The organism is Roseomonas sp. FDAARGOS_362 (assembly GCF_002754815.1).
In the GTDB taxonomy this organism is placed as follows: Bacteria; Pseudomonadota; Alphaproteobacteria; order Acetobacterales; family Acetobacteraceae; genus Roseomonas; species Roseomonas mucosa.
The window spans coordinates 264446-290902 of the sequence record NZ_CP024588.1; the positions used below are offsets into that span (position 1 = coordinate 264446).

General features: G+C 71.5%; 26 protein-coding genes. 8 read left to right on the forward strand and 18 right to left on the reverse strand.

Annotation, left to right across the window (positions count from 1 at the left end; translation table 11 throughout):
• Positions 1 to 53: 53 nt before the first annotated feature.
• Positions 54 to 665: an NAD(P)-dependent oxidoreductase gene (locus tag CTJ15_RS05980; RefSeq protein WP_058389263.1), complete on the reverse strand. Its 612-nt coding sequence runs from the start codon at positions 663 to 665 to the stop codon at positions 54 to 56.
• 142 nt (positions 666 to 807) lie between these two features.
• Between CTJ15_RS05980 and CTJ15_RS05985 the strand changes: the two genes are divergently transcribed.
• The 4 genes from CTJ15_RS05985 to CTJ15_RS24265 all read left to right on the forward strand — a co-directional run bounded on the left by CTJ15_RS05985 (position 808) and on the right by CTJ15_RS24265 (position 5291).
• The gene (locus CTJ15_RS05985) at positions 808 to 1185 is read left to right on the forward strand and encodes a helix-turn-helix domain-containing protein (protein WP_019460697.1); all 378 of its coding nucleotides are present in this window, start codon (positions 808 to 810) and stop codon (positions 1183 to 1185) included.
• A 91-nt stretch (positions 1186 to 1276) separates the two neighbouring features.
• Entirely contained in the window at positions 1277 to 4039 is a 2763-nt protein-coding gene (locus CTJ15_RS05990) for an ATP-dependent DNA helicase (protein ID WP_099781331.1), read from the forward strand.
• Between the two features lie 119 nt (positions 4040 to 4158).
• Positions 4159 to 4602, forward strand: coding sequence for a tellurite resistance TerB family protein (locus CTJ15_RS05995; RefSeq protein ID WP_226946059.1), 444 nt, complete (start codon positions 4159 to 4161; stop codon positions 4600 to 4602).
• A 140-nt stretch (positions 4603 to 4742) separates the two neighbouring features.
• The gene (locus tag CTJ15_RS24265; RefSeq protein WP_193009642.1) at positions 4743 to 5291 is read left to right on the forward strand and encodes a hypothetical protein; all 549 of its coding nucleotides are present in this window, start codon (positions 4743 to 4745) and stop codon (positions 5289 to 5291) included.
• 28 nt (positions 5292 to 5319) lie between these two features.
• On the opposite strand, the gene CTJ15_RS06005 is transcribed toward CTJ15_RS24265, so the two are convergent.
• The 4 genes from CTJ15_RS06005 to groES all read right to left on the reverse strand — a co-directional run bounded on the left by CTJ15_RS06005 (position 5320) and on the right by groES (position 9112).
• Positions 5320 to 6591 (reverse strand): DUF1835 domain-containing protein, encoded by a 1272-nt coding sequence (locus CTJ15_RS06005; protein ID WP_226946060.1) that lies wholly within the window; start codon positions 6589 to 6591, stop codon positions 5320 to 5322.
• Positions 6592 to 6823: 232 nt separating this feature from the next.
• Positions 6824 to 7051 (reverse strand): cold-shock protein, encoded by a 228-nt coding sequence (locus CTJ15_RS06010; protein WP_019460692.1) that lies wholly within the window; start codon positions 7049 to 7051, stop codon positions 6824 to 6826.
• Positions 7052 to 7129: 78 nt separating this feature from the next.
• A complete protein-coding gene (gene groL / locus CTJ15_RS06015; RefSeq protein ID WP_019460691.1) occupies positions 7130 to 8770 on the reverse strand; it encodes a chaperonin GroEL in 1641 nt (546 codons plus the stop codon).
• 54 nt (positions 8771 to 8824) lie between these two features.
• Complete coding sequence (groES, locus tag CTJ15_RS06020; protein ID WP_019460690.1) at positions 8825 to 9112, reverse strand: co-chaperone GroES; 288 nt, start codon at positions 9110 to 9112, stop codon at positions 8825 to 8827.
• 261 nt (positions 9113 to 9373) lie between these two features.
• Between groES and CTJ15_RS06025 the strand changes: the two genes are divergently transcribed.
• On the forward strand, positions 9374 to 9649 hold the full coding sequence (locus CTJ15_RS06025; RefSeq protein ID WP_019460689.1) for an usg protein: 276 nt from the start codon (positions 9374 to 9376) through the stop codon (positions 9647 to 9649).
• An 85-nt stretch (positions 9650 to 9734) separates the two neighbouring features.
• Here CTJ15_RS06025 and CTJ15_RS06030 read toward each other — a convergent pair whose 3' ends face one another.
• From CTJ15_RS06030 to CTJ15_RS06050, 5 genes are all read right to left on the reverse strand, one after another.
• Positions 9735 to 11594 carry a glycoside hydrolase family 15 protein gene (locus CTJ15_RS06030; protein ID WP_099781333.1) on the reverse strand — a complete coding sequence of 620 codons (1860 nt, stop codon included), beginning with the start codon at positions 11592 to 11594 and terminating at the stop codon, positions 9735 to 9737.
• Positions 11595 to 11604: 10 nt separating this feature from the next.
• Entirely contained in the window at positions 11605 to 12642 is a 1038-nt protein-coding gene (locus CTJ15_RS06035) for an SDR family oxidoreductase (RefSeq protein WP_099781334.1), read from the reverse strand.
• A 139-nt stretch (positions 12643 to 12781) separates the two neighbouring features.
• A complete protein-coding gene (locus CTJ15_RS06040; RefSeq protein ID WP_019460686.1) occupies positions 12782 to 13714 on the reverse strand; it encodes an AEC family transporter in 933 nt (310 codons plus the stop codon).
• 79 nt (positions 13715 to 13793) lie between these two features.
• A complete protein-coding gene (gene gmk, locus CTJ15_RS06045) occupies positions 13794 to 14444 on the reverse strand; it encodes a guanylate kinase (RefSeq protein WP_019460685.1) in 651 nt (216 codons plus the stop codon).
• A 33-nt stretch (positions 14445 to 14477) separates the two neighbouring features.
• Positions 14478 to 15371, reverse strand: a complete 894-nt coding sequence (locus tag CTJ15_RS06050; protein WP_099782102.1) for a YicC/YloC family endoribonuclease — start codon at positions 15369 to 15371, stop codon at positions 14478 to 14480.
• Positions 15372 to 15528: 157 nt separating this feature from the next.
• On the opposite strand from CTJ15_RS06050, the gene CTJ15_RS06055 reads away from it, so the two are divergent.
• Positions 15529 to 16311, forward strand: a complete 783-nt coding sequence (locus CTJ15_RS06055; protein ID WP_099781335.1) for an SDR family oxidoreductase — start codon at positions 15529 to 15531, stop codon at positions 16309 to 16311.
• Here CTJ15_RS06055 and CTJ15_RS06060 read toward each other — a convergent pair.
• The 7 genes from CTJ15_RS06060 to CTJ15_RS24710 all read right to left on the reverse strand — a co-directional run bounded on the left by CTJ15_RS06060 (position 16280) and on the right by CTJ15_RS24710 (position 23272).
• Complete coding sequence (locus tag CTJ15_RS06060; protein WP_099781336.1) at positions 16280 to 17044, reverse strand: TerC family protein; 765 nt, start codon at positions 17042 to 17044, stop codon at positions 16280 to 16282. The genes CTJ15_RS06055 and CTJ15_RS06060 overlap by 32 nt on opposite strands.
• 96 nt (positions 17045 to 17140) lie before the next feature.
• Entirely contained in the window at positions 17141 to 18145 is a 1005-nt protein-coding gene (mltG, locus tag CTJ15_RS06065) for an endolytic transglycosylase MltG (RefSeq protein WP_058389256.1), read from the reverse strand.
• A gap of 232 nt (positions 18146 to 18377) precedes the next feature.
• Positions 18378 to 19616, reverse strand: coding sequence for a beta-ketoacyl-ACP synthase II (gene fabF, locus CTJ15_RS06070; protein ID WP_051544248.1), 1239 nt, complete (start codon positions 19614 to 19616; stop codon positions 18378 to 18380).
• Between the two features lie 74 nt (positions 19617 to 19690).
• Positions 19691 to 19930, reverse strand: coding sequence for an acyl carrier protein (locus tag CTJ15_RS06075; RefSeq protein ID WP_019463379.1), 240 nt, complete (start codon positions 19928 to 19930; stop codon positions 19691 to 19693).
• Between the two features lie 293 nt (positions 19931 to 20223).
• Positions 20224 to 20961: a 3-oxoacyl-[acyl-carrier-protein] reductase gene (gene fabG, locus CTJ15_RS06080; RefSeq protein ID WP_099781338.1), complete on the reverse strand. Its 738-nt coding sequence runs from the start codon at positions 20959 to 20961 to the stop codon at positions 20224 to 20226.
• A gap of 239 nt (positions 20962 to 21200) precedes the next feature.
• The gene (gene fabD / locus CTJ15_RS06085; protein ID WP_019461618.1) at positions 21201 to 22160 is read right to left on the reverse strand and encodes an ACP S-malonyltransferase; all 960 of its coding nucleotides are present in this window, start codon (positions 22158 to 22160) and stop codon (positions 21201 to 21203) included.
• Between the two features lie 155 nt (positions 22161 to 22315).
• Positions 22316 to 23272 carry a DUF2272 domain-containing protein gene (locus CTJ15_RS24710; RefSeq protein WP_226946061.1) on the reverse strand — a complete coding sequence of 319 codons (957 nt, stop codon included), beginning with the start codon at positions 23270 to 23272 and terminating at the stop codon, positions 22316 to 22318.
• 158 nt (positions 23273 to 23430) lie between these two features.
• Here CTJ15_RS24710 and CTJ15_RS06095 point away from each other — a divergent pair, with 158 nt between their 5' ends.
• Entirely contained in the window at positions 23431 to 25389 is a 1959-nt protein-coding gene (locus tag CTJ15_RS06095; RefSeq protein ID WP_075823211.1) for an AsmA family protein, read from the forward strand.
• A gap of 96 nt (positions 25390 to 25485) precedes the next feature.
• A complete protein-coding gene (locus CTJ15_RS06100; RefSeq protein ID WP_075823210.1) occupies positions 25486 to 25881 on the forward strand; it encodes a hypothetical protein in 396 nt (131 codons plus the stop codon).
• Positions 25882 to 25899: 18 nt separating this feature from the next.
• On the opposite strand, the gene greB is transcribed toward CTJ15_RS06100, so the two are convergent.
• On the reverse strand, positions 25900 to 26433 hold the full coding sequence (greB, locus tag CTJ15_RS06105) for a transcription elongation factor GreB (RefSeq protein WP_075823209.1): 534 nt from the start codon (positions 26431 to 26433) through the stop codon (positions 25900 to 25902).
• Between the last annotated feature and the right edge of the window lie 24 nt (positions 26434 to 26457).

Consider the following 26457-nt stretch of genomic DNA (forward strand, 5'->3'; position numbering starts at 1 on the left):
CGCGGAAGGCGGGCCGGGGGCGGCACCCGCCACCCCCGGCCCGGCGCATGCCCTCAGTAGCCGACGGTGAAGCGGCTCCGGGAATGCTTCGGCGCCTCGATCTCATCCGCCATGGCGATGGCGAAATCGGCGAAGGAGATGCTGCTCTTTCCGTCGCCGGCCACCAGCAGCGTATCCTGCCCCAGCCGGAACGTCCCTGTCCGCGGCCCGGCGAAGAACAGGGCGGAAGGCGAAAGGAAGGTCCAGTCCAGCTCCTTCTCCCGCCGCAGACGGTCCAGGAAGTTCGTTCCCGCCTGCGCCTCGGCGCGGTAGGCCGCAGGGAATTCCGGAGTCGTGATCAGGCGCACGCCCGGTGCCACCTCCAGGCTTCCCGCCCCGCCCACCACGAGGTAGCGCTTCACCCCGGCCTCCTTCACCGCCGCGATCAGGATCTCCGGATCGCTCTGGGTGAAATGCACCGAACTCACCACCGCATCATGCCCGCGCAGCAGCGCCGCCAGCCCCGCACCGTCGAAGACATCGCCCTTCGCCGGCGTCACGCCGGACAGGGCAGGGACCTTTTCCGGGTGCCGCACGATGGCCGTCACCGCGTGCCCGCGCCGTGACAACTCGGCCAGGATCTCGGACCCGGCCTGACCCGTGGCCCCGATCAATGCGATCTTCATGCCCAGACTCCTCTTCTGGCGATTTCCGATGGACACCAGATAACCATTGGAAACCATCCGGAAAGAAGGCACTTTCGGGGATGCTGATCACCCCGGAGAAACCACCCTGACAGACCGCCCCCCTCTCCTCCTGGGCAACAGGTTGGGCGACAGCTTCAACCCGTCCTGCCCGACCCGCATGGTGCTGGACCGCATCGGCGACAAATGGGCCGTGCTGGTCCTCATCCTGCTGGAGGCCGGGCCCCGGCGCTTCAACCAGCTCCGGCGCGAGATCCAGGGCATCTCCCAGAAGATGCTGGCCCAGACCCTGCGCAGCCTGGAGCGCGACGGCCTCGTCTCCCGCCGGGCCTTCGCCACCGTCCCGGTCACGGTCGAATACGCCATCACCCCGCTGGGCCGGACCCTGGCGGAGACGGTGGATGCCCTGCGGATCTGGGCCGAGAGCCATATCGGCGAGGTGGCCGCGGCGCAGCGCGCCTATGACCGCCGCCAGGAGGAGGAGGCGGCGCAGGCGGCCTGAGCGGCTCCACTCCGGGCAGGTCCGGCACCACCGCCCCGCAGAAGACGCCGCCGCCGGGTCCTGCTAGGATCAAAGGGTGAACTCCTCCCGCATGGGCGTGCCTCGCCTCCTGCTGCCCGAGGCACCGGCCCTGGTCGCGGGCCTCGGCCAGGCCACGATCCTGACCCCGGATGGCGAGCTGGACGTGGTTCCCGCCGCCGACCTGCCCCGGCGCCTGGCTGACCTGCCGCCGCCGCTGCTCGTCCACGCCCCGGCCACGGCGCGCCGCCTCGGCCTGCCGCCCTTCCCGGTGGCCTATGACCTGCTGGAGCTCTTCGCCTTCGCCCTGCCGGCCCAGCCCGCCGCGCCGACGCCGCGCGGCCTCGCCATGGCGCTGGGGCAGGAGATGCCGGCGGACGACGAATCCGCCGCCATCCTGCTCCCCGAACTCGCCACGCTGATCCTCCGCCGCCTCTCCGCCGCACGGAACCTGCCGCTGAACCGCGACGCCGCCATCCTCGCCGCCCGGCTGCGGGAAGGGATGGACTGGCCCTGGGCCGCGTCCGTGATGGCCGCCCTGGGCAAGGAGGATGCGCGCCCTTCCTCCGATCCGCTGAAGGTCTGGCGCCGCCTGCCGGACTGGGAGGACAGCGCCCCGCCCACGCCCCCCGGCTCGCTGCCCGTTTCCGCCGCCGAGGCCCGCAGCCGCCTCGCCGAGATCCTCGGGCCCGATGCCGAGCAGCGCCCCGCCCAGGCGGATTTCGCCTCCGCCGCTGCCCTGGCCTTCGCGGCGCGGGAAATGCCCGGCGCCCCGCATGTCGTGCTGGCCGAGGCCGGCACCGGCACGGGCAAGACCCTGGGCTATGTCGCCCCCGCCTCGCTCTGGGCCGAGCGCAACGGCGCCCCGGTCTGGATCTCCACCTACACCCGCAACCTCCAGCGTCAGATCGACGGCGAACTCGCCCGCCTCTACCCTGACCCGGAGGTGCGCAAGCGCCAGGTCGTCATCCGCAAGGGGCGGGAGAACTACCTCTGCCTGCTGAACCTGGAGGAAGCCACGGCGGGCCTCATGCCCTCCCGCCTCCTGGCCATCGCCCTGGTCTCCCGCTGGGCGATGGCGACGCGGGACGGCGACATGCAGGGCGGCGACTTTCCCGGCTGGATCGCCGAGCTCTTCCCCTACGGTGCGGTGGCCAACCTCACCGACCGGCGCGGCGAATGCATCCATTCCGGCTGCCCGCACTGGCGCCGCTGCTTCGTGGAGCATTCCATCCGCCGCGCCGCCGGGGCGAAGCTGGTCGTGGCCAACCACGCCCTGGTCATGGTCCAGGCCGCGCTGGGCGGCGGCGAGGACGGTCCCGCCGTGCGCTATGTCTTCGACGAAGGCCACCACGTCTTCGATGCCGCCGACGCCGCCTTCTCCGCCGAGCTTTCCGGCGCCGAGATGTCCGAGCTGCGCCGCTGGCTGCTGGGCGCCGAGGGGGGGAGGGGCCGCGCCCGCGGCCTGCGCCGGCGGCTGGAGGAAGTCCTCTCCGACCATCCCGCCCTGTCGCCCCTGGTCGATGCCGCGCTGGAGGCCGGCAATGTCCTGCCCGCCCCCGGCTGGCCCACCCGCCTGCACGACGGCGCCCCGCGCAACGCCGCCGAGCGCTTCATGGCCGAGGTTCGCCGGCAGGTCCTGGCCCGCACCGCCGAGGCCGACCCGCTCTACGACGCCGAATGCGACCTGCATCCACTCAATCCCGGCCTGCCGGAGGCCGGGGCGGAGCTCCTCGCCGGCCTGGATCGCCTCCTTGCCCCGCTGCGCGGGCTGCACGAGCGCCTGACCGCCTTGCTGGAGGACCCGGAGGCCGAGCTGGAGGTGGGCGACCGCATCCGCCTCGACACCGCCCGCCGCAACCTCGACCGCCGCGCCGTGGTGCCGCTGGGGGCCTGGGGCGCCATGCTCCGCCGCCTCGCCGTCCCGGCGCCGGAACCGGGCGCGCGGCCGGTGCATGTGGACTGGCTCGCCATCACCCGGCGCGAGGGGCGGGAGGTCGATGCGGCCATGCACCGCCACCACCTCGATCCCACCGAGCCCTTCGCCCTGGCGGTCGCCGCCCCGGCGCACGGGCTGCTGATCACCTCCGCCACGCTGCGCGACGTGGTGCTGGCCAGCGACGGCCAACCCGATCCCGAGGCCGCCTGGGAGGCCGCCGAGGCCTGCACCGGCGCCTCGCACCTGCCCCTGCCGGCGGTGCGGGCCGCCGTACCCTCCACCTTCGACTACGGCGCTCAGACCCTGTCGCTGGTGGTAACCGATATCGGCCGCGACACCGGCCAGCAGGCCGCCGCGATGGAGGCGCTGTTCCGCGCCTCGGGCGGCGGCGCGCTGGGCCTCTTCACCGCGATCCGGCGCTTGCGCAACACCTATGACCGCATCGCCCCGGGGCTGGAGAAGGCGGGCATCCCGCTCTACGCCCAGCACGTGGACGCGATGGACAACTCCACCCTGGTCGACGTCTTCCGCGCCGAGGAGGATTCCTGCCTGCTCGGCACGGATGCGCTGCGCGACGGCGTGGACGTGCCCGGCCGCTCGCTGCGCCTGTTGGTCTTCGACCGCGTGCCCTGGCCGCGCCCGACCATCCTGCACCGCGAGCGCCGCCTGCACCTGTCCGGCGGCCGGCCGAAGGAATGGGACGACGCCGTCGCCCGCCACCGGCTGCGCCAGGCCTTCGGCCGCCTCGTCCGCCGTGCCGACGACCGCGGCGTCTTCGTGCTGCTCGACTCGCGGGCGCCCTCGCGCCTCCTCGCGGGCCTGCCGGACGGCGTCGTAACCCACCGCGTCGGCCTCGCCGAAGCCACGCGCCGGACCCGCGAATTCCTGGCGGGCTGAACCCCGTCCGGGGCGCCGAGCCGTGCTTTCCGCATGGCTCGCGGCCCCTTGATGCGGCTGCCATTGACGGGATGTGCCCCGGGCTGCGAGACGATCCGGCTATAGGAGCCTCAACGGACATGCCCCTCGACATGAGTTCACCCCAGGCAACCCCCGTCCGTCTTTCGGCCCAGGAGGCCCTGGTCGGCGCCATGGTGGTGATGAGCGCCTGCGACGGCCACATGACCGACGCGGAGCTCGCCACCATGTCGCGCCTGGTCAAGGAACTGCCGGTCTTCAGCGACTTCCACGTCAGCGGCATCGAGACGGTGACCGAGATCGTGCTGAACCTGCTGGGCGACACGGACGGGCTGGACGAGGTGGTCGCGCTGATCCGCGACGCCCTGCCGCAGCGCCTGCGCGAGACCGCCTATCTCCTCGCCTGCGAGATCGTCGCCGCCGATGGCGATGCCACCCAGGACGAGCTGCGTTTCCTGCAGGACTTCCGCATCGGCCTGGACATCGACCGCCTCGTGGCCGGCGCCATCGAGCGCGCCGCCAAGGCCCGCTACCAGGTCATCTGACCCCGGGGTCGCTCCACCGGGGCTCCCCATCGGGCCGGACCGGCTGGGCGGGAGCGGCGGAAGACCGGAATGCCGGCCTTCCGCAACGGTTGCCCGCCACAGGGCGTTTGCCTTCCGTCCAAGTGCGGGAGAGCAGAACCATGAGCGAAACATCCGCCACGCCGGCCCAACCCACGATCCTGGCCAGCTTCCGCGACAAGGAGGCGGTCGAGGCAGTCCTCTCCTATCTGGAGGGCGAGGCCATTCCCCGCGCCCAGATCTCCGTCCGCCACGCCGATCCCACCCCGGCTCCGGCCCCGGCCGCAACGGCGGCGCCCGCCCCCCGGGCCGAGACCATGCCCGAGGACAGCGGCGATGAGCCGCTGCGCGAAGATGAGCACCGCAACCTCCGCACCATGCGCAACAGCATGGCCGCCGCCGCTGCCGGCATGGCGGCGGCGGGCGTGGTTGTGGCCACCGGCGGGGCCGCCATCCCGGCGGTCGGGGCGGCCCTCGCGGCCGGGGCCGGGGTGGGCGGGCTCAGCGAGCTGGCCTCCCAGGCCAGCGGCACGGAAGGCACCGCTGCCACCGAGCATGCCGAAGCCATTGTCGTGGTGAAGCCCGCCAATGTGGATCAGGCGGAACGCACCCGCAGCATCCTGAACCGGGCCGCCGCGCTCAAGGTCTGGGAGGAGGCCCCCTCCACCTGAATCCGGCAGGCGGGCGAGCCCCGCACCCTCACGCGCCCCGTGGAGGCCGGACCGAGGCCGTGCCGTCATCCCATCGCCAGGCGGCACCGGGGCCATCGATCCGGACGCCGCCGACCCACCGGGCCGGCGGGGCCAGCGACAACCAGTCCACGGCCCCGGCCAGCACGGCGCGTCCAAGGAGCGTGATGGTCAGCTCCTCCCTGGGCCAGCGGTTCTCGCCATCCTCGTAGGTGCCGAGGAAAACCGGCTGGCCGACACGGCGCATGCGCTCCACCGTGTCGTGGATCATCAGGTCCGTCATCCAGGGCAGCGGTTCCCGTTCCAGCATCAGCCGCTCGAAGACCCGGTTGACCCGGTGTGGCCCCTCCGCCAGCAATTGCAGGATCAGCCTCTCTGTCAGTCCCAGCCCGTCTCTGATCCAGGGCAGTTCCTGGCAGTGCCGCAGCACCGCCCGGCCGAGTTGCGGCATGCCCGGTGTTCCCGCCCTGCCCAGGTCGGCCAGCCTCCTCGGGTCCGGTTGACGCAGCGCTTCCCAGACCGCCTGCCCCGATCGCAGGGCCTCGGCGGGGACGGGAATGCGTTCCTCCCATAGCAGGCGCAGCGCCTCCGGCGGCAACTGGCCCAGCCCGATGAAGCGCGTCGCGCCCGGATAGCGGGCCGGGGAAACCAGTTCCAGCCGCGTCGGCGCTGCCCCGGCGAAAAGTGCGAGGCAGCGCGCCAGGATCAGCTGGTCGTAGATATCGTGCTCGAACCAGAGCACGACGCGCCGGTAGCGCACCGACGCGGCCGCCAGATCCTCCTCTGCCCGGTGCAGCTTCGTCGCGATCTCCTCCCGGCTCATGCCGCTGCCCGTGCCATAGGACTGCGCCAGGAAATCCGCGCGTCGCTCCAGCCAGTCCGGGCCGGTCAGGACCGGCCCCTGGCAGAAGGGATCGGAATACTCCAGGAAATCGCCGGCGAACCCGGCCTCCTTCAGCCCCGGACCGATATCGCTGCCGCAGCGGAGATGCAGGGTCGCCATGTCGCGGTCCGGCGCATCCCCGCCGCGCCGGATGCTCGCCCAGCTACGCTCCATGGCCTGGATATGCGCCTTCAGCCGGGGCCAGCTCGGCAGGCCGAGCTCCCGGGCGATGACAAGCTGCGCCTCGCTCAGCCGGCCCAGCGTGGCGGGGCCTTCGGCAGGGACCCGCGGATGACGCTGGCGGAAGCGCTGCCAGGCCTCGGCATCCCCGGCCCGCAACTGCCGCAGCAACTCCTTGGCGCGTTTTCGCTGCTGTTCGAGGTTCAGGCGGAACGGCATCGCTGGACGCGGATCGCCGGACGCAGGCGCGGAGGCCGATGGATCGGACAAGGAAAGCCCCTTCCTCGTGCCTGTGTCCGCCAGCCAGGCAGGAAAGGGTGGAAAAGGGACGGCACCGCTTTCTGCGAGCGTGGGCGCAGCCCTTTCCGCGGACACGGAGGCTCCGATCAAGCCGGGTGCGAGGAAACCAGAGCCCCGGCAGCCGGTCAAGAACGCCGCAGGCCCGGATGGCCTACCGCTCCGCTCCGCCCTCGGCCACCCGGATCGCGACCGCGCCCCGGCGGCCACCGCGATCCTCCACCGCGAAGGACAGGCGCTGCCCCTTCTCCAGCCCTTCCAGCCCAGCCGCCCGCAGTGCCGTGACATGCACCATCACATCCGGCCCGCCGTCATCGGCCTGGATGAAGCCATAGCTCTTGGCCGGCTGGTACCAGATCACCCGTCCCGTCAGCCTTTCCACCGCCGCCGCCCTTTCCGCAAAAAGGAAAAGGGGCGGCCCTTGCGGACCGCCCCCTTCCGAACCCCGATCCCGGAAGGATCAGAAGTCCATGTCACCCATGCCGCCGCCCGGAGGACCGCCCACAGGGGCCTTCTTCTCGGGCTTCTCGGCAATCATCGCCTCGGTGGTGATCAGCAGCGCGGCCACGGAAGCGGCGTCCTGCAGCGCGGTGCGCACGACCTTGGTCGGGTCCACGATGCCGGCGGCGATCAGCTGCTTGTACTCGCCAGTCTGAGCGTCATAGCCGTAGTCGTAGCTATCGGTCTTGCGCAGCACGTCGCCCGCGATCACCGCGCCGTCCTGGCCGGCGTTCTCGGCGATCTGGCGCAGCGGCACCTGGATCGCGCGGCGCACGATCTCGACGCCGACGCGCTGGTCGTCGTTGTCCACCTGCACATGCGCCAGCTTGGTGGTCGCACGGGCCAGGGCAACACCGCCGCCCGGCACGATGCCTTCCTCGACCGCGGCGCGGGTCGCATGCAGCGCGTCGTCGACGCGGTCCTTGCGCTCCTTCACCTCGACCTCGGTGGAACCGCCGACGCGGATCACGGCCACGCCGCCAGCCAGCTTCGCCAGGCGCTCCTGCAGCTTCTCGCGATCGTAGTCCGAGGTGGTCTCCTCGATCTGCGCCTTGATCTGCTCCACGCGGCCCTGGATGTCCTCCTTGGAGCCGGCACCGTCGACGATCGTGGTGTTCTCCTTCTCGATGCGGACCGTCTTGGCCTTACCGAGCATGTCGAGCGTCACGTTCTCGAGCTTGATGCCGAGATCCTCGGACACGACCTGGCCACCGGTCAGGATCGCGATGTCCTCGAGCATCGCCTTGCGGCGGTCGCCGAAGCCCGGGGCCTTCACGGCGGCGATCTTCAGGCCACCGCGCAGCTTGTTGACGACCAGGGTGGCCAGCGCCTCGCCCTCGACGTCCTCGGCCACGATAATCAGCGGACGGCCGGACTGCACCACGGCCTCCAGCAGCGGCAGCATCGGCTGCAGCTGGGAAAGCTTCTTCTCGTGGATCAGGATATAGGGGTTATCCAGCTCCGCGATCATCTTCTCCGCATTCGTGATGAAGTACGGGGAGACATAGCCGCGGTCGAACTGCATGCCCTCGACGACGTCGAGCTCGGTCTGGATGCCCTTGGCTTCCTCGACCGTGATCACGCCCTCGTTGCCGACCTTCTCCATCGCCTGGGCGATCATCTCGCCGATCTCGGACTCGCCGTTGGCGGACAGCGTGCCGACCTGGGCGACCTCGGCGGAGGTGGTGATCTTGCGCGAGTTGGCCTTCAGGTCCTCGACGACGATCGCCACGGCCTTGTCGATGCCGCGCTTCAGGTCCATCGGGTTCAGGCCGGCGGCCACGGACTTCGCGCCCTCGCGGACGATCGCCTGCGCCAGCACGGTGGCGGTGGTGGTGCCGTCACCGGCCAGGTCGTTCTGCTTGGAAGCGACCTCGCGCACCATCTGCGCGCCCATGTTCTCGAACTTGTCGGCCAGCTCGATTTCCTTGGCGACCGTCACACCATCCTTGGTGATGCGCGGCGCGCCGAAGGACTTGTCGATCACCACGTTGCGGCCCTTGGGGCCCAGCGTGACCTTCACGGCATCAGCGAGAATGTCGACGCCGCGCAGCATGCGGTCGCGGGCGTTCTGGCCGAACTTGACGTCCTTAGCAGCCATCTTGCTCTACCTCTGTGTTTGAATGGGGAAGGGAAGCGACGAAGGCGTGCGGCGTCAGCCGATCACACCCATGATGTCGGACTCCTTCATGATCAGGAGATCCTCACCGTTCAGCTTCACCTCGGTGCCCGACCACTTGCCGAACAGGATGCGGTCACCGGCCTTGACGTCGAGAGGGCGGACCTCACCCTTGTCGCTCACCGTGCCGGTGCCGACGGAGACGATCTCGCCTTCCTGCGGCTTCTCCTTGGCGGTGTCGGGGATGATGATGCCGCCAGCGCTCTTCTCGTCGGCCGTGACGCGGCGAACGAGGACGCGGTCGTGCAGAGGGCGGAAGTTCATCAGGAACGCTCCTAAGCCTTTGGAAACCGTGGTCTCGGATTCATGAGCTCCGCCGGGGACGGGCGCTGTTAGCACTCGCCCCCGCCGAGTGCCAGCGATCTAGGGCCGTGCCCCACCCTTCGTCAAGGTGTTCGGCAGCAATTCCACCAAATGAGTGCTAATCGTTTGATAAAGGGCGCTTTTTTATTGATCTGGAGGCGACGGTCCATGGCAGTATGATGACAGACGCGACAAGCCGCGGCCTGAGGAGAGATGCTTCGCATGATCCTGCGGGAAATCGGGAACCTCGTCCGCTTCGCGGAACCACGTGTCACCACCGCCGAGCTGCTCTATCGCCTGCCCGACCATCCTTCCGTGCTGCAGAGCTTCGTCTGGCAGAAACTCGACCACGCTCCCGGCTTCCCGGAGCTGCACCGCTTCATCGGCTTCTGGCAGCGCGAGATCGAGGGGCCGCTGCATTCGGTGCGCGTCGCCTCGGCGGCGCTCTGGCGCCCCGCCGAGTTCCACTATGTCGATGGCCAGTTCACCCTGCAATAGCCGCCCGGTGCCGGGCCCGGGCGGGGTGCATCCTCTCCGCTGGAGCCCGCCCATGGCCGGTCTCCGGTCCGGCCACGGGTTGGCCCTAGGCCCCAGGTGCCAGCGGCGGCGGTGAGCGGCCAGCCTTCCTCGCCGGTGGCGGGCCGTCCTCCGCCTCGCGGCCGCCAGGATGGCCGCTCAGCTCATAGGCCGTGTTGACCAGGGCGATGTGCGAGAAGGCCTGCGGGAAGTTGCCGATCAGGCGCCGCGCCCCCGGGTCGTACTCCTCGGACAGCAGGCCGACATCGTTGCGCAGGTCCAGCAGGCGTCCGAACAGGTCCAGCGCCTCATGCCTGCGCCCGGTGCGGTGATAGGCATTGGCGAGCCAGAAGGAGCAGGCCAGGAACACTCCCTCGTCGCCGGGCAGCCCGTCGCGCGTCTCCCCGGTGGCGTAGCGCAGCAGGAACCCGCCCCGCAGCAGCCGTTTCTCCACCGCCGCGATGGTGCCGCGCACGCGAGGGTCGTCATAGGGCAGGAAGCCCACCGCCGGCAGCAGCAGCAGGTTCGCATCCAGGTCGCCCGAGCCATAGGCACGGGTGAAGCTGCCCAGTTCCGGATCAAAGCCGCGCCGACAGACATCCTCGTGGATCCTCTGCCGCAGCACCTGCCACCGTTTCAGCGGGCCGCGCATGCCGAAATGCTCGATGCTGCGCACCGCCCGGTCCACTGCCGCCCAGGCGGCGACCTTGGAGAAGGTGAACTGCTCTGGCCCGCTGCGGACCTCCCACATGCCTTCGTCCGGCTGCTTCCAGACCTTCGCCAGATGGTCGGTCAGGGCATGTTGCAACGACCAGGCCTGCCGGTCGAAGGCCAGCCCGTGCCGGTGCGCCTGGTAGAGCGTGTTCGCCACCTCGCCGAAGACATCGAGCTGCAATTGCCTGTAGGCCGCGTTGCCCACCCGGACCGGCCGCGAATCCTCGTAGCCGGGCAGCCAGTCCGCCTCGTACTGGGTCAGCCGGCGCTCGCCCGCCAGCCCGTACATGATCTGGATCTGGTCCGGGCTTCCCGCCACCGCACGGACCAGCCAGTCCCGCCAGGCGGCGGCATCCTCCACATAGCCGGCGCGCAGCAGCGCCATCAGCGTCAGGGTCGAATCGCGCAGCCAGCAGAAGCGGTAGTCCCAGTTCCGCGATCCGCCCAGCTTCTCCGGCAAGGAAGTCGTGGGCGCCGCCACGATGCCGCCGGTGGGGCGGTAGGTGAGGGCCTTCAGCGTCACCACGGAGCGGCGCACCGCATCGGTCCAGGGGCCGGCCTCGGCACAGCCGGCGGCCCATTGCCGCCAGCCGGACTCCGTCTCGGCCAGCCGCTCCCCGGGGTCCAGCGGCGGCGGAGGCGGCAGGTGCGATGCGCCATAGGACAGGACGAAGGAAACGCTTTCCCCCGCCTTCACCACGAAGCGCGACACGCTGTGCATGTCCTCGCCGCGCACCGGCACACCGGTCCGCATCACCACCAGATCGGGCCCCGCCACCGCCCGGATGCCCGTTCCGTCCGGCAGCCGTGAGACCCACGGAATGACGCGCCCGTTGTCGAAGCGCAGCACCAGCTCCCCGCGCATGGCGACTTCGCCACGCAGCCCGGTGACGATCCGCACCAGGTTCGACACGCCGTCGTCGCGCACGTTCATGAAGTCGGTGAGGCGGACGGCGCCGCTGCCGGTGCGGAACTCCGTATCCAGCACCAGCGTGCCATCCCGATAGGCGCGGCGGATATGGGGCCGCTCGCCGCCTTCCCAGTCCGGCGCGATCCGCCAGCGCCCATGCTCCGGCGTGCCGAGCAGCGCGGCGAAGACCGCATCGGAGTCGAAGCGCGGCCAGCAGAGCCAGTCGATCGACCCGTCCCGCCCCACCAGCGCCGCCGTCGCCAGGTCGCCGATCAGCGCGTAGTCCTCGATCCTTCCAGGCATGGTCCCGCGATCAGCCCCCGAGCCGGGGCCTGGACCGGGCCCCGGAACGCCGCCCCGCCATCCAGGCCAGCGCCGGCAGGGCGAGGACCGCCCCCCCGATCACCGCCCGCAACAGGGCCGGCTCGATCGCATGCACCCGGCTGGACGCGCGGCTGCTGAAGCGCCCCCGCGTCCGGTGCGGCCCCGGCACCGGCCGGAACAGGTTGTCCTGCCGCCCGGCGGGCAGGGCCTCGCCCGTCAGCTGGCCGGAATAGCCCTGCCGCGCCAGGATGCGGTCCGCCAGCCCGGGTACCGCCATAGCGCCGAGGATCGCCTTCAGGGTCGGCCAGCCGAGCCAGACCTCGCGCTTCGGCTGCACTGCTGCTGCGAAAATCGCCTCGCCGACCGCCTCCGGCTGATGGATCGGCGGCACGGGCTGGGCACGCTCGCCCATGCGGTTGCGCGCCCATTCGAATTGCGGCGTGTTGACCGCCGGAAGCTGCACCATCGTCAGCCGGATGCGGCTGCGATCGTGCAGCAGCTCGACGCGCAGAGAGTCCATGAAGCCCCGCACCGCGAACTTGGCGGCGCAATAGGCGGATTGCAGCGGAATGGCGCGATAGGAGAGGGCGGAGCCGACCGCCACGATCACGCCCTGGTCACGCTGCCGCATCTGCCGCAGCGCCGCCATGGTCCCATGCACCTGGCCGAGATAGGTGACCTCGGTGACGCGGCGGAACTCCTCCGGCGACATCGCCGTGACCGGGGACATCACCGTGACCATCGCGTTGTTCACCCAGACGTCGATGCCGCCGAAGCTGCGGGCCACGCGCTCCGCCGCCGCTTCCACCGCCGCCGCATCCGCCACGTCCAGCGGCAGCGCGATCACCCGCCGCGCCCCCGCCACCGCCACTTCGCGCCGGGCATCCTCCAGCCCCTCGGCCTCCCGCGCGATCAGGGCGACGTTCCAGCCGCGCCGGGCGAAGGCCAGGGCCGTCGCCCGCCCCACGCCTGCCGAGGCCCCCGTGATCACCACGCTCAGCGCGCCCGTCACCATCTCCCGCGCCATCGCGCCCCCCCTTTCCATGCCGCCACCCGAGGGCCGCGGGCTTCACGGCCTGCGAACACATGGCCGGGTTCCGGGGTTGCGGGCCCGCCGCCGCACAGTCGCGGCATGATCCCGGCCGAGGCGGGCGGGGAGGGCCCTGTCAGTGCTGGTGGAACAGCGCGATCAGGACGCTCAGCGTGACCACCGACAGGGCCGAGGCCAGCAGCACCGTGGCGCCGGAACGGTCCATGCCGGTGGCGTAGCGGCGCGCCAGGATGAAGGCCGTGGCCCCGGTCGGCATGGCCGCCGCCACCACCGCCACGGCGGTGCCCAGCGGCGGCAGCTGAAAGAACAGAGCCGCGCCCCAGACTGCCAGCGGCAGCACCAGCAGCTTGATGGCCACGCCCAGCACCGCGTCGGGCCAGTCGCGCCGCAGGTTGAAGCTGGTCAGGCTCGCCCCCAGGCAGAACAGCGCCACCGGCGAGCCCGCCTGCCCCAGCAGGTGCAGCAGCCGCCGGATCATGTCTGGCGGCGGCGGCAGGAAGATCGACCAAAGCCCGCCCAGCGCCACCGCCAGCAGCATCGGGTTCTGCACCAGGGAGGTCAGGGTGGAGCGCAGGATGGCGATGGGCGAAGCCTTCGCGTTCATCCCGATCTCCGCGATCACTGTGGCGATGGGCAGGATCAGGATGGAATGGAAGGCCAGGATCGCCAGCAGGTTCCGCAGCCCCTCCGGCCCGAAGGCGGCGAGGATCAGCGGGATGCCCACCATCGACAGGTTGCCGAAGCTGGCATCCAGCGCCACCAGCCCGGCCTCCTGCAGCCGCAGCCCGCGCAGCCGCCGCGCCAGCACCACCGCCAGCGCATAGACCGGCAGGCAGGCGGAGAAATAGGCGATCGAGACGGCCAGGGTCGGCCCCAGCCCGCCGGAGGTCGAGGCCCCCTCGAAGAGCAGCGCCGGCAGGGCCAGCATGAAGACGAAGTCGTTCAGCCCGCGCACGCCCTCGGCCGAGATCCGGTTGGTCAGCCGGGCCAGGTAGCCGAGGAGGATGGTGATGAAGACCGGGCCGATGATCGAGAGAACAACTGTCATCGCGCCCCTGGCATCCCCATCGTCACCGCTCCATCCATCCCGGCCCTGTTCCGCCGGGCCAGCCCCGGCCTAGTCCGGCCTAGTCCGCCGTAGCAGGATCCGGGCCGCCGAGATCGGCCACGAAATCGCCGAGCCAGGGATTGCGCTCCCGCCGTGTTCGCGCCGCCGCCAGGATGCCGCGCACCACCGCCAGCGTGTCGGCGAAGTGGTCGTTCACCAGCACATGGTCGAAATCGCGCCAGTGCGAGGCATCCTCCAGCGCCGCTTCCATGCGCCGGGCGATCTCCGCGTCGCTGTCCTGCCCCCGCCCGCGCAAACGGCGCTCCAGCTCCGGCAGGCTCGGCGGCAGCAGGAAGACGCCCACCACGTCGTCCGGCAGCGCGGCGCGGATCAGCCTGTGCCCCTGCCAGTCCACGTCGAACAGCACGTCGCGCCCGGCGGCGAGCGCCTCCAGCACCGGGGCGCGGGGCGTGCCGTAGCGGCGGCCATAGACCGTGGCGCTTTCCAGCATCTCGCCCGCCCGCTCCATCGCCTCGAACTGCTCCGGCGTTCGGAAGTGGTAGTGCACGCCCTCCACCTCGCCGGGGCGCGGCGCCCGGGTGGTGGCGCTGATGGAAAGCGACAGCGCCTCCTCCTGCTCCAGCAGGGCGCGGGAAACGGAGGTCTTGCCCGCCCCCGAGGGCGCCACCAGCACCAGGCAGAGCCCGCGCCGCAAACGTTTCACCGCCATCCCCGCCTCCCGCGCATCACCCGGCCCAGTTTCTCATTCGACATTGGCGGCCTGCTCGCGCAGCCGCTCCACGGCGGCCTTCAGCTCCAGCGACAGGCGCGTCAACGCCAGCGAGGCCGACTTCGCCCCCAGCGTGTTCGCCTCGCGCCCGAACTCCTGGGTCAGGAACTCCAGCCGCCGCCCGACCGGCGCGGTTTCCCGCAGCAGGGCCCGCGCCGCCTCGACATGCGCGCCGAGCCGGTCCAGCTCCTCCCGCACGTCGGAACGGCTGGCCAGCAGCGCCACCTCGGCGGCGAGGCGCTCCTCCGGCACCCGGCGCTCGCCTTCCAGCAGCTCCGACAGGGTCGCCATCAGCCGCGCCTTCTGCGCCCTGGGCTGCCGCGCCGCCTCCTCCACCGCCTGCTCGCGCAGCGCGGCGATCTCGTCGAGCAGGGTGGACAGGATGGCATGCAGCTTCCGCCCCTCGGCGCGGCGCGCTCCCCGGAGCGCCTCCAGCGCCGCCTCGAAAGCCTTGGCCACCAGCGCCCGCCGCGCCTCGTCGGCGGCCTCGTCCGGCTCCGGGACCTCGGTCCGCAGCACGCCGGGCAGGGCCAGCAGCGCCTCCGGCCTGGGCGGCGGAGCGCCGGGGATGCGTGCCGCCAGCTCCCGCGCCAGACGCAGCACCCCCTCCAGCGCCTCGGGGTCGGGGATCAGCCGGAGCGAGCGGTCCTCCCGCTTCACCACCAGCGTGGCGCTGATGTTGCCGCGCCCGAAGCGCCGCGCCGCCTGCTCCCGCAACGGGGTCTCCAGCCCCTCGAACCCGTTGGGCATGCGCAGCCGCAGGTCGAGCCCGCGCCCGTTCACGCTGCGCACTTCCCAGGCGAGGCTGGCACCATCCGGCAGCATGCCGTCAATGCGGGCGAAACCGGTCATGGAGTTGATGGACATGGCGCCGTCCATGACGTGCCGCCGCGCCCGGTGCAAGCTCGGCGCCGAGTCCGGCGGCGGGAATCCGCCATGCGGAAAGGGCCGGGCCACAGGGCTTCCGGTCCCTGCCCGGTGGCGGGACACCCCCGGGAACAATTCGATGGAAGGATCGCGCGCGATGGGACGGAACGATGCCTGGAACTGGCCGTCCGTGGCGCTCACCGGCGCCTCCTCGGGTCTGGGCACGGCCTTCGCCCTGGCGCTGGCCCGGCCCGGGCGGCGCCTGCACCTGGCCGGCCGCGATCCCGCGCGCCTCGCCGCCGTGGCGGATCGCTGCCGCGCCGCGGGCGCCAGGGTGACGGAAGCCGCCTTCGACGTGCGCGACGCCGATGCCGCGCGGGGCTGGATCGCCGCCGCCGGGGCGCTGGACCTGGCCATCGCCAATGCCGGCGTCTCGGCCGGGCCGGGCAAGGGCGGCGGCGAGGATGCGGAGGCGGTCGCCCGGATCTTCGCGGTGAACCTCGCCGGTGCGCTCAACACCGCCCTGCCGGCGCTGGAACAGATGCGGGGCCAGCCGCCTGGCCCCGGCGGCATCGGGGGGCGCGTGGCGGTGGTGGCCTCCATCGCCGCCTTCGTCGCCTCGCCGGGCGCCCCAGCCTACTGCGCCTCCAAGGCGGCCTTGCAGCGATGGGCCGAGGCCACGGACGCCACCACCCGCCATGGCGGCGTCCGGGTGCATGCCCTCTGCCCGGGCTTCATCCGCACGCCCATGACGGCGCACAACGACTTCCCCATGCCGGGATTGATGACGCCCGAGGAAGCGGCCCGGAAGGCCCTGGACGGCATCGCCCGGGGCCGTGGCCGGATCGCCTATCCCTGGTTCCTCTATGCCGGCGCGCGCCTGGCGGGCGCGTTGCCGGTCCGCTGGCTCAGTGCCGCTCCGGCGAAGGGGCGGGGATAGCCGCTTCTCCGGCTGACTTCCCAGGCATCTTCCCCTGGGCACGCCGGGCGAAGACGTTCAGCCCCTCCACCGCCGCCGCGAAGGCCATGGCGACATAGACGAAGCCCTTGGGCACGTGGAAGTGCAGCCCCTCGGCCACCAGCACCATGCCGATCATGACCAGGAAGGCCAGGGCCAGCATCACCACCGTCGGGTTGTGCTCCATGAAGCGCGACAGCGCGTCCATCGACAGCAGCATCACCGTGACGGAAACCAGGATCGCCACCACGATCACCCACATCACCTGGGTCAGCCCGACCGCGGCCAGGATGCTGTCCACGCTGAAGACCATGTCGATCATCACGATCTGCGCCACGGTGGTGCCGAAGCTCGCCATGACCTGACCCGCCGCCTTGCTTTCCGCCTGCGCCTCAGGGTCCACCCGGTGGTGGATCTCGATCACCGCCTTGCCGATCAGGAAGAAGCCGCCGGCCAGCATGATCAGGTCCTTGCCCGAGACCTCCTGCCCCAGCACGGCGAAGAGCGGCTGCGTCAGGGTGATCAGCCAGCCCACCCCGGCCAGCATGCCCAGGCGCAGCACCACCGCCAGCCCCAGACCGATCAGCCGCGCCGGGCGGCGCCGGTCCACGGGCAGGCGGTTCGACAGGATGGCGATGAAGACGAGGTTGTCGATCCCGAGGATGATCTCCATGCCCGTAAGGGCCAGGAGGGCGACGATGATCTCCGCATCCATGGAAAATACGCATCCTGTCTGTGACGGCGGCCTAACGCAGCGTTCCAGGACAGGTTACGGATTATTCATCCGACCTGTCCCATCCGGCGGCGCTTCTCAAGGTGCCGCGGTACCCGGCACCGCGGCGGGGGAGGTGGGCGGCGTCCGCGTCAGTGCCCGCCAACGGGCCACGTTGCGGTTGTGCTCCTCCAGGCTCCGGGCGAAGACATGCCCCCCCGTGCCATCGGCGACGAAGTAGAGCGCATCCGTATCGTCCGGATGCAGCACCGCCTGGATCGAGGCGAGGCCGGGCGAGGCGATGGGCGCCGGCGTCAGCCCCCGGTTGCGGTAGGTGTTGAACGGATGGTCCCGCTCCAGGTCGGCCCGGGTCAGGCCGCGGTCCAGCACCCCGCCATCCGCCGCCGCATAGGCCACGGTCGGGTCGGATTGCAGCGGCATGCCCCGGCGCAGGCGGTTGATGAAGACCCCCGCCACCTTGGCCCGCTCCTCCGCCTTGCCCGTTTCCCGCTCCACGATGCTGGCCAGGATCAGCGCCTCGCGCGGCGTGGCCAGGGGCAGGTCCGGTGCCCGCTTCTCCCAGGCCTCCGCCAGCGCCTGCCGCATGGCGCGTTCCGCCCGGCGAAGCAGCCCGGCCCGGCTGTCCCCCCATTGATAGGCATAGGTGTCCGGCAGCACCGCCCCTTCCTCCAGGGCCGGCACATCGCCGGTCAGGCCCTCGGCGGCATTGATCAGGGCGGCGATCTGGCTGGCGTTCAGCCCCTCCGGGATGGTGAGGCGGCGCTGCACCGGCCGTGCCTCGCGCAGCACCTCCAGCACCTCGCGCAGCGAACCATGCGCCGGGAAGAGGTATTCCCCGGCCCGCAGCGGCCCCTCCTGCCGGGTGGCCCAGGCGGCCATGGCAAAGCCACGCTCGTCCCCGATCGCTCCGGCGTCCCGTAGCGTATCCGCGATGGCCTGGGTGCCGCCCGGCGGGATCACGATGGCACGGGCTTCGGCGAGCGGCCCGGGCGCCTGGTAGCGGTTCCAGGCCCACCAGCCCGCACCTCCGCCAAGGAGGGCCAGCACGAGCAGCGACAGCAGGAGGATACGCAGGAGACGCAAGCGGCGGGCCCAACCTCGTTTCGGGGGAGAGGGAGGGACGGTCCGGTTCCTGTGCGGCCGCCCACGGGCACCAGTCCGGCGCCGATGGGCCGGAAGCTAGTGGAGAGGGGCGGGGAGAAAAAGAGCCGCATCGGCAAAGATACATGCCGGTAACGCGGCGGTGGCCGGTCCTCGCGGTCCGGCCACCCGGTCCCTCGCGGAGAGGGGCCGGGCCGTCAGGTCCCGTGGTGCTTCAGGGCGCCCGGCGGAACAGGATCGAGGCGTTGGTGCCGCCGAAGCCAAAGGAGTTCGACAGCGCCACGTCGATCCGCCGCTCCTGCGCCGCGAGCGGCACGCGGTCGATCGCGCTGGGCTTCGAGGGCTCGTGCAGGTTCAGCGTCGGCGGGGCCACATTGTCGCGGATGGCGAGGAGCGAGAAGATCCCCTCCACCGCGCCGGCCGCGCCGAGCAGGTGGCCGATGGCCGACTTGGTGGAGGACATCGCCACCCGGTCCGCCGCGTCGCCCCACATGCGCTCCACCGCCTCCAGCTCCAGGTCGTCACCCATCGGCGTGCTGGTGCCATGGGCGTTGATGTACTGGATGTCGCCGGGCGTCATGCGCGCCGAGCGCAGGCAGGCCTTCATGGCGCGATAGGCACCGTCATGGCCCTCGGCCGGGGCGGTGATGTGATGGGCATCGCCGGACATGCCGTAGCCGATCACCTCGCCATAGATCTTTGCGCCCCGCTTCTTCGCGTGCTCCAGCTCCTCCAGGACCAGGACGCCCGCGCCCTCGCCCATGACGAAGCCGTCGCGGTCCTTGTCCCAGGGGCGCGAGGCCTCGGTGGGACGGTCGTTGAAGCCGGTGGAAAGGGCACGGGCGGCACAGAAGCCGGCCACGCCGATCTCGGCCACCGCGGCTTCCGTGCCGCCGGCCACCATCACCTCGGCATCGCCCAGCGCGATGAGACGCGCCGCGTCGCCCAGGGCATGCACGCCCGTGGCGCAGGCGGTCACCGCGCTGTGGTTGGGCCCCTGGAAGCCATAGCGGATCGAGACATGGCCGGAGGCCAGGTTGATCAGCGCGGAGGGGATGAAGAAGGGCGAGATCCGCTTGGCCTTGCCCTGGCTGATCAGCAGCGAGGTCTCGTAGATGGCGGGAAGCCCGCCGATGCCCGAGCCGATCATCACGCCGGTGCCCCAGCGGTCCTCGTCGGTCTGCGGCACCCAGCCGCTGTCCTCGACCGCCTCGGCAGCCGCGACCATCGCCAGATGGATGAAGCGATCCATCTTCTTCTGGTCCTTGACCGGGATCCATTCGTTCAGATCCAGGCCGCCCTCGGCGCGCGTGCCGGCCGGCACCTGGCCGGCGATGCGGGCCGGCAGGTCCTTCGCGTCGAAGGAACTGATCGGGCCGATGCCGCTTTCGCCTGCGAGCAGGCGCTTCCAGACATGTTCCACGCCCAGCCCGAGCGGGCTGGCGATCCCCATGCCGGTGACAACCACCCGCCGGGGCTCATTCAACTGACCGAGCACTGCGCTTCCCCCGGAGAACCCAGACCGCCTCAGGCGGTCTTGTGCTCCTCGATGTACTTGATGGCGTCACCCACGGTGGTGATCTTCTCGGCCGCGTCGTCGGGGATCTCGACGCCGAAAGCCTCCTCGAAGGCCATCACCAGCTCGACGGTGTCGAGGCTGTCGGCGCCCAGGTCGTCGATGAAGGAGGCGCCCTCGTTCACCTTGGACTCCTCGACGCCCAGGTGCTCGACAACGATCTTCTTCACCTTGTCGGCGGTTTCGCTCATGCGCGGCTGCTCTCTCTGTAGGTGGCGGGATGGCACCCGCCTGAATTCCGTGCCGGCCGGAAACCTGTCCCGGAAATGAACCGGGGACAATCGGTGCGGCGCAGGCGGGGGGCCTTATCACGTAAGTTTCGGGTGGCCTAGGGGATAGAAAGGGCCGGACGCCATTCCCCTGCCACGATCCCCGGCCAGCGTGGCAGCCTTGCCCCATCCCGTGCCGCTCCGAATCGGAAAAGGCCGGCGGGGTGGGCAGGGCGGCGCGGGCGGATTCCCCGCCACGGCGCCGCCCGGGCAGCTCAGATCATCGCCATCCCGCCGTTCACATGCAGGGTCTGGCCGGTCACCCAGCCGGCCTCGTCGGAGGCCAGGTAGGCCACGGCGGCGGCGATATCCTCGGGCTCGCCCATCTTCTGCATGGGAATCCGGCCCATGATGGCGCCCTTCTGGGCCTCGTTCAGCGCGTCGGTCATGGCGGTCTTCACGAAGCCCGGCGCGACCACGTTCACGGTCACGCCGCGCGTGGCGACCTCCTGGGCCAGCGACTTGCTCATGCCGATCAGCCCGGCCTTGGCGGCGGCGTAGTTCGCCTGGCCCGGATTGCCGGTGACGCCGACGATGGAGGCGATGGAGACGATCCGCCCCGAGCGGCGCTTCATCATCCCGCGCAGCGAGGCCCGCGCCAGCCGGAAGGGCGCCGTCAGGTCCACCTCCAGCACGTCCGACCAATCCTTGTCGCCCATCCGCAGGGCCAGCCCGTCGCGGGTCAGCCCGGCATTGTTCACCAGGATGTCCAGCCCGCCGAGCTCGGCCTCGACCTTTTCCACCAGCGCCGCCGGCGCCTCCGGGTCGGAAAGGTCGGCCGGGATCACCGTCACGCGGTCGCCCAGCGCCTCGGCCAGGGCGGCGAGCTCGCTCTCGCGCCGGCCGGTCAGCGCCACCTCCGCGCCCTGGGCATGCAGCGCCCGCGCGATCGCGGCGCCGATGCCGCCCGTGGCGCCCGTGACCAGCGCCGCCTTTCCGTCCAGTCGGAACATGGTAACCGCTCTCCTCAGTCCGGAACCCGCCGCGCGGGCGATCCGCGTTGTGCCGGCTTTCCCGCCGGCCCTGTCCCTGGTGTGCTCCCCGTGGCCCCGCCGCCCATGGGAGGGCGCCGGCCCTGCCCGGAAGGGGGCGGGACGCCTCGTCGGGCGCCGCCATGGCGATGCCGGAACGATGCCGTGCCGGCTCTGTAGCGCCTGGGGCCGGCCGAGGCGAGACGCGCCGGGAAAGGCGCTCAGAGCGCCTTCAGCACCGCCTCGATCTCCGCAGGCGTGCCGCAGGCCATGGCCGCGGCCTCCGGCGCGTTGCGCTTCATCAGCCCGGTCAGCACCTTGCCGGCACCGATCTCGACGAAGCGGTCGCAGCCCATCTCCACCATCGCCGCCACGCTCTCGCGCCAGCGCACCGATCCGGTGACCTGCCGCACCAGCAGGTCGCGGATCTGCGCCGGGTCGGTGACCTTGGCGGCGGTCACGTTGGCCACCAGCGGCACGGCGGGGGCCTGCACGGCGGCGCCTTCCAGCGCCTCGCCCATGGCCTCCGCGGCCGGCGCCATCAGGGAGCAGTGGAAGGGCGCGGAAACCGGCAGCAGCATGGCGCGCCTGATCCCCTCGGCCTTGGCGATCTCGATGGCGCGCTCGATGGCGCCCTTGTGGCCGGAGATCACCACCTGGCCGCCGCCATTGTCGTTGGCCATCTCGGCCACCTCGCGCCGGCCCGTCTCCGGATCGACGGCCGCGCGCTCGCAGATGGCGCGGGCCTGCTCCGCCTCGGCGCCCAGCAGGGCGGCCATGGCGCCGATCCCGGCCGGCACCGCCTTCTGCATCGCCTCGCCGCGCAGGCGCAGCAGCCGGCCGGCGGTCGGCACGTCGAAGCTGCCGGCGGCAGCGAGCGCGCTGTACTCGCCCAGCGAATGCCCCGCCACCAGCGCCGCCTTGTCGCGCAGCACGAAGCCGCCCTCGCTCTCCAGCACCCGCAGGGCGGCCAGCGAGACGGCCATCAGCGCCGGCTGGGCATTGGCGGTCAGCGTCAGCTCCTCGATCGGCCCCTCGAACATCAGGCGCGACAGATTCTGCTTCAGCGTCTCGTCCACCGCCTCGAAGACTTCGCGCGCCGGCGCGAAGGCGGCGGCCAGTTCGCGGCCCATGCCGACGGCCTGGCTGCCCTGTCCCGGAAACACGAAGGCGAGGGCCATGGTTCACGCACCTGTGGTGTGAAGGGTGATCAGGAAGGGGAGGCGGGTAGCGGCCCCATCCTCCCCCTGTCAACAGCGGGGCCGGCCGCCGGCCGCCGCCTTTCCCCGGAGGCATGGCCATGCGGCGCCGCACAAGGCGGCCCCGCGGCGGGGCCTCAGCTCCGTGGCGGTGGCTCCGCCCCGCTTTCCGCCGGCATGCCTTCCGGAACCGTGCCCGCCGATGACGGCGTCGGCACCGGACGGGCGCGCTGCCCCAGCCGGTTCTCGAACACCACGAAGAACCCCGCCTCCCCGTAAGGTGCCGGCTTCACCCGGCCCTTTTCGTCCGCCGGCAGGCGCCGCAGCACCACCGCGTCCCGCACATTGCCGCCGATCGCCTGCACCAGCCCCGGCTGGTCCGACACCACCACGTCGCAATGCATCGGCCGGAAGGCCCCGGTTTCCGCCATCCGGTCGGTCCAGCTCAGCAGCTGGTTGCCGGTGGAGCGGTCGGCGCAGAGCAGGTCGCCGGGCTGCGGGGCGTACTCCCCGGGCTCGCGCGGCAGGAAGGCCGCCCCCTGCGGGTCCCAGGCGGCGCGCGAGAGCAGCCCGTCGATATAGGCGGCATGGCGGGCGGAAGGCGTGAAATCCGCCTCGCCCACCCCCGCCTGCTCCATCACGTAGCTGATGAAGGCAGCGGACCAGAAGGGATAGGCCCAGAGGGAAATGGACGGTTCCACCGGCGGCTGCCCATCCTGGGCCATGGCCAGCATCAGCGCGTCGTGCAGCCGCTGGTGCTGCCGCGCCACGCCCCGGTTGCCGGGCACCGCCTCCCAATAGGCCAGGACGCGGGGGAAATTGGCGGGGGAGGGGACCGCGTTGCCATCCAGCGCCGGCGCCCAGCCCGTCAGCACCAGCCTGCCCCACGCCTCCCATTCGCGCACCGCCGCATGGACCAGCGGCGCGCGGCCGGGATCGCGGATCTCGGGGATCAGCCGCTCCGGAGCGACGGCGGTGGGAGGAGGAGTGGCGCAGGCCATGGGGAGGAGGAGAATCGCCAGGATCGGGAGCTTGCGCACCGCACCGCCATAGCCTGCTGTCCCTGACAGCGCCTCCACCGCGCATGCCGCCACGGCCTCACATTGCGTTGAGCCGGTGGCCCCCTGGCCCAGCCGCCTCACGAAAAAGTGCCTGCTGACGGCGAACCCCCGCCCGAACCCGGCGCTTACCGCTTGAACCGCTCCTGGCACTGCGCCGGCGCGGCCAGCCCGCAACATCCCGCGGAGGTTCCATGGCGCAGCGGCGTTTCCCCCGATGGCCCTTCTGGATCGGCATCCCGCTGGTCCTGGTGTCGCTGGTCGTCGCCTTCTGGTCCTGGGACTGGTTCATCCCGCTGGCAGAGCGCCAGGCCTCGGCCGCGCTTGGCCGCAAGGTGACGATCGCTCACCTGCATGTGCGTCCCGGCCGCGTCACGGAAATCGTGGTGGACGACCTGCGCGTCGCCAACCCGGACGGGTTCGAGGCGGAGGAGCCCTTCGCCCAGGTGCCGCGCACCACCGTGCTGGTCGATATCATGGAGTACTGGCACCACCGCGCCATCGTCATTCCCTCGGTGACGGTGGAGCGCCCGCAGGTCGCCGCGCTGGCTCATCCGGATGGCCGCACCAACTACGCTTTCGACTTCGGCAAGCCGGCCGGCGAGGAGGCACCGAAGCAGGACAAGGCCGCCAGCGCCCCGCGCATCGGCGTGCTGCGGATCGTCGATGGCCATGCGCATGTGGTGAATCCGGCGCTGAAGGCGGATTTCCAGCTCGGCATCGCCACCCGTGACGAGGAGACGCCGGACCCACGCATCGCCGTGACGGCGGACGGCACCTATGCGGGCCAGCGCATCACCGGCGAAGCCCTGGCCGGCGGGCCGGCCTATTTCCAGAACGAGGCTCGCCCCTGGCCGATCGAGCTGAAACTCGCCAACGGCCCGACCAACGTGTCCCTGAAAGGCACGGTCAGGGACCCGCTGGCCCTGCAGGGCGCCGACGTGAACCTCGTGCTGCAGGGGCCCGACATGGCGCTGCTGCAGCCGCTGACCGGCATCCCCTTTGCCCGTACGCCGAACTACCGTGTCGCCGGGCGCCTCGACTACGCCGATGGCCGCGTACGCTTCCGCGACTTCGACGGACGCGTCGGCAACAGCGACCTGTCCGGCACCATCGCCGTCACCACCGGCGGCGCGAAGCCGCTGGTGGAGGCGGACCTGCATTCGAAGCAGGTGGACCTGGCCGATCTGGGCGGCTTCATCGGCGAGACTCCGGGCCGTGCCTCCACCCCCGGCCAGAGCGCGCAGCAGCGGCGGGAACTGGCCCGCGACGAGCGCAGCAGCCGGGTGCTGCCGGATACGCCGGTCAGCCTGCCCAAGCTGAACATGGCGGATGTGAAGCTGAACTACCACGCCGACAGCATCCGGGGCCGGCAGATCCCCTTCGACGGCATGGCCGTGGACATGACCATCGCGGACGGCGCGGTGCGGCTCAGCCCGGTCAGCTTCGCGGTCGGCAAGGGCCGCATCGCCGGCGAGATCGCCCTCACGCCTCAGGAGAACGGCGCCCTGGGGGCACGGGCGGACGTGCAGTTCCAGCGCGTGGACCTGTCGCGCCTGATGCAGCCCACAGGCTTCCAGGGCTCGGGACTGATAGGTGGCCGCGCGGTCATCGACGGCACCGGCAAGTCGCTCGCCGGGATCCTGGGCAGCGGCAACGGCTCCCTGACCCTGACCATGGCGGGGGGCGGCAATCTCAGCGCCCTGCTGGTGGACCTGTCCGGCCTGCGCCTGGGCAATGCCATCCTGTCCTTTCTCAAGCTGCCGGACCGGACCCAGGTGGAATGTTTTGTCGGCGACTTCGCCCTCCGCCGCGGCGTGCTGAACACCCGCGCCCTGTTGCTGGACACGGCGGACGTGCTGATTTCCGGCAAGGGCACGGTGGATCTGGGGCGGGAAAGGCTGGACTACAGCATCCGAAGCGACTCCAAGCATTTCACCGTGGGGCAACTCCCGGCACCGATCACGATCGGCGGAACCTTCCGTGACCCCGCGGTCGGCATCGATCCGACCGAAGGCGGTGTCCGGGCCGGCGCCGCCGTCGGCCTCGGCTTCCTGGCCGCGCCGCTGGCGATCCTGCCGACGATCCAGTTCGGCATCGGCGACGACAACCGCTGCCAGGGCCTCATCGCGCGCGGCCGCAAGGCCGGCTGAGAAGGCCGGTTTCCCCCTGGCGGCACCGGGTGGTATTCCCGGGGCCGCCACGATCGGGCGCGCCGTGCCTCCGAAGACCCATTTCCGGCGATTGCCGTGACCCTTTCCGCCTGCTGTCCTTCATCCCGCCAGACCGGCCTCGCCGGCCTGCTTCTCCTGGCCCTGCCGTTCCTCCTGCCCGGCGGCATCGCGGAGGCGGCCCCGCGCGACCGCCCGGCCCGCGCCCTGCGGCTCTCGCCTTCCGAGATGCAGGCCCTTCAGCGCTGGCTCTGCCCGAACGGCGGCCGTCCGATGCCCGGGCGGCCGGGCCGCTGCGACGGGCGCGGCAGCAGGCTGGCCACCGGACCGGGCCGGGGCGGCGATGACGGGGCGGTGTTCGAATGGTTCCAGGGCCTGCCCCCGGCGCGGCGCCAGCAGCTCGCATGTCCCGAGGGCACGAAGCCGGTCCTGGCCCGGGATCATGCCGACACGGTGCGCTGCCTGCCGGGCTGACCGCCAGGGGCGGCGCGGTCAGCCCGCCGGGTATTGGATCGCCACCACCTCGATCTCCTCGCTGCCCTGGGGTGTGCGCAGGCGGGGCAGGTCGCCCACGCGCCGGCCCAGCAGGGCGCGCGCCACGGGCGAGACCCAGCTGATCCGGCCCAGGGAAAGGTCGGTCTCGTCCACGCCCACGATGGTCACGGTGACCTCGCTGTCATCCTCGCGCGCATAGGTGACGGTGGCGCCGAAGAAGACCTGCTCGCGCCGCGCCTGCTCCGCCGGATCGACCACCTGGGCCTTTTCCAGCCGCTTGCGCAGGAAGCGCACCCGCCGGTCGATCTCGCGCAGGCGCCGCTTGCCGTACTGGTAGTCCGCGTTCTCGCTGCGGTCGCCCAGCGAGGCGGCCCAGGACACCACCTCGACCACCTTCGGCCGCTCCACGTCCCAGAGCCGCCGAAGCTCCTCGCGCAGCGCCGCATGGCCGGCGGGCGTCATGTAGAAGGGCGTGCCCGGCGGCATGCCGGGCGGGGCCGCGTCCTCGTCGTCCTCGTCGGTGGCGGACATGCTTTCCTCTTCGCCGGATCGTGG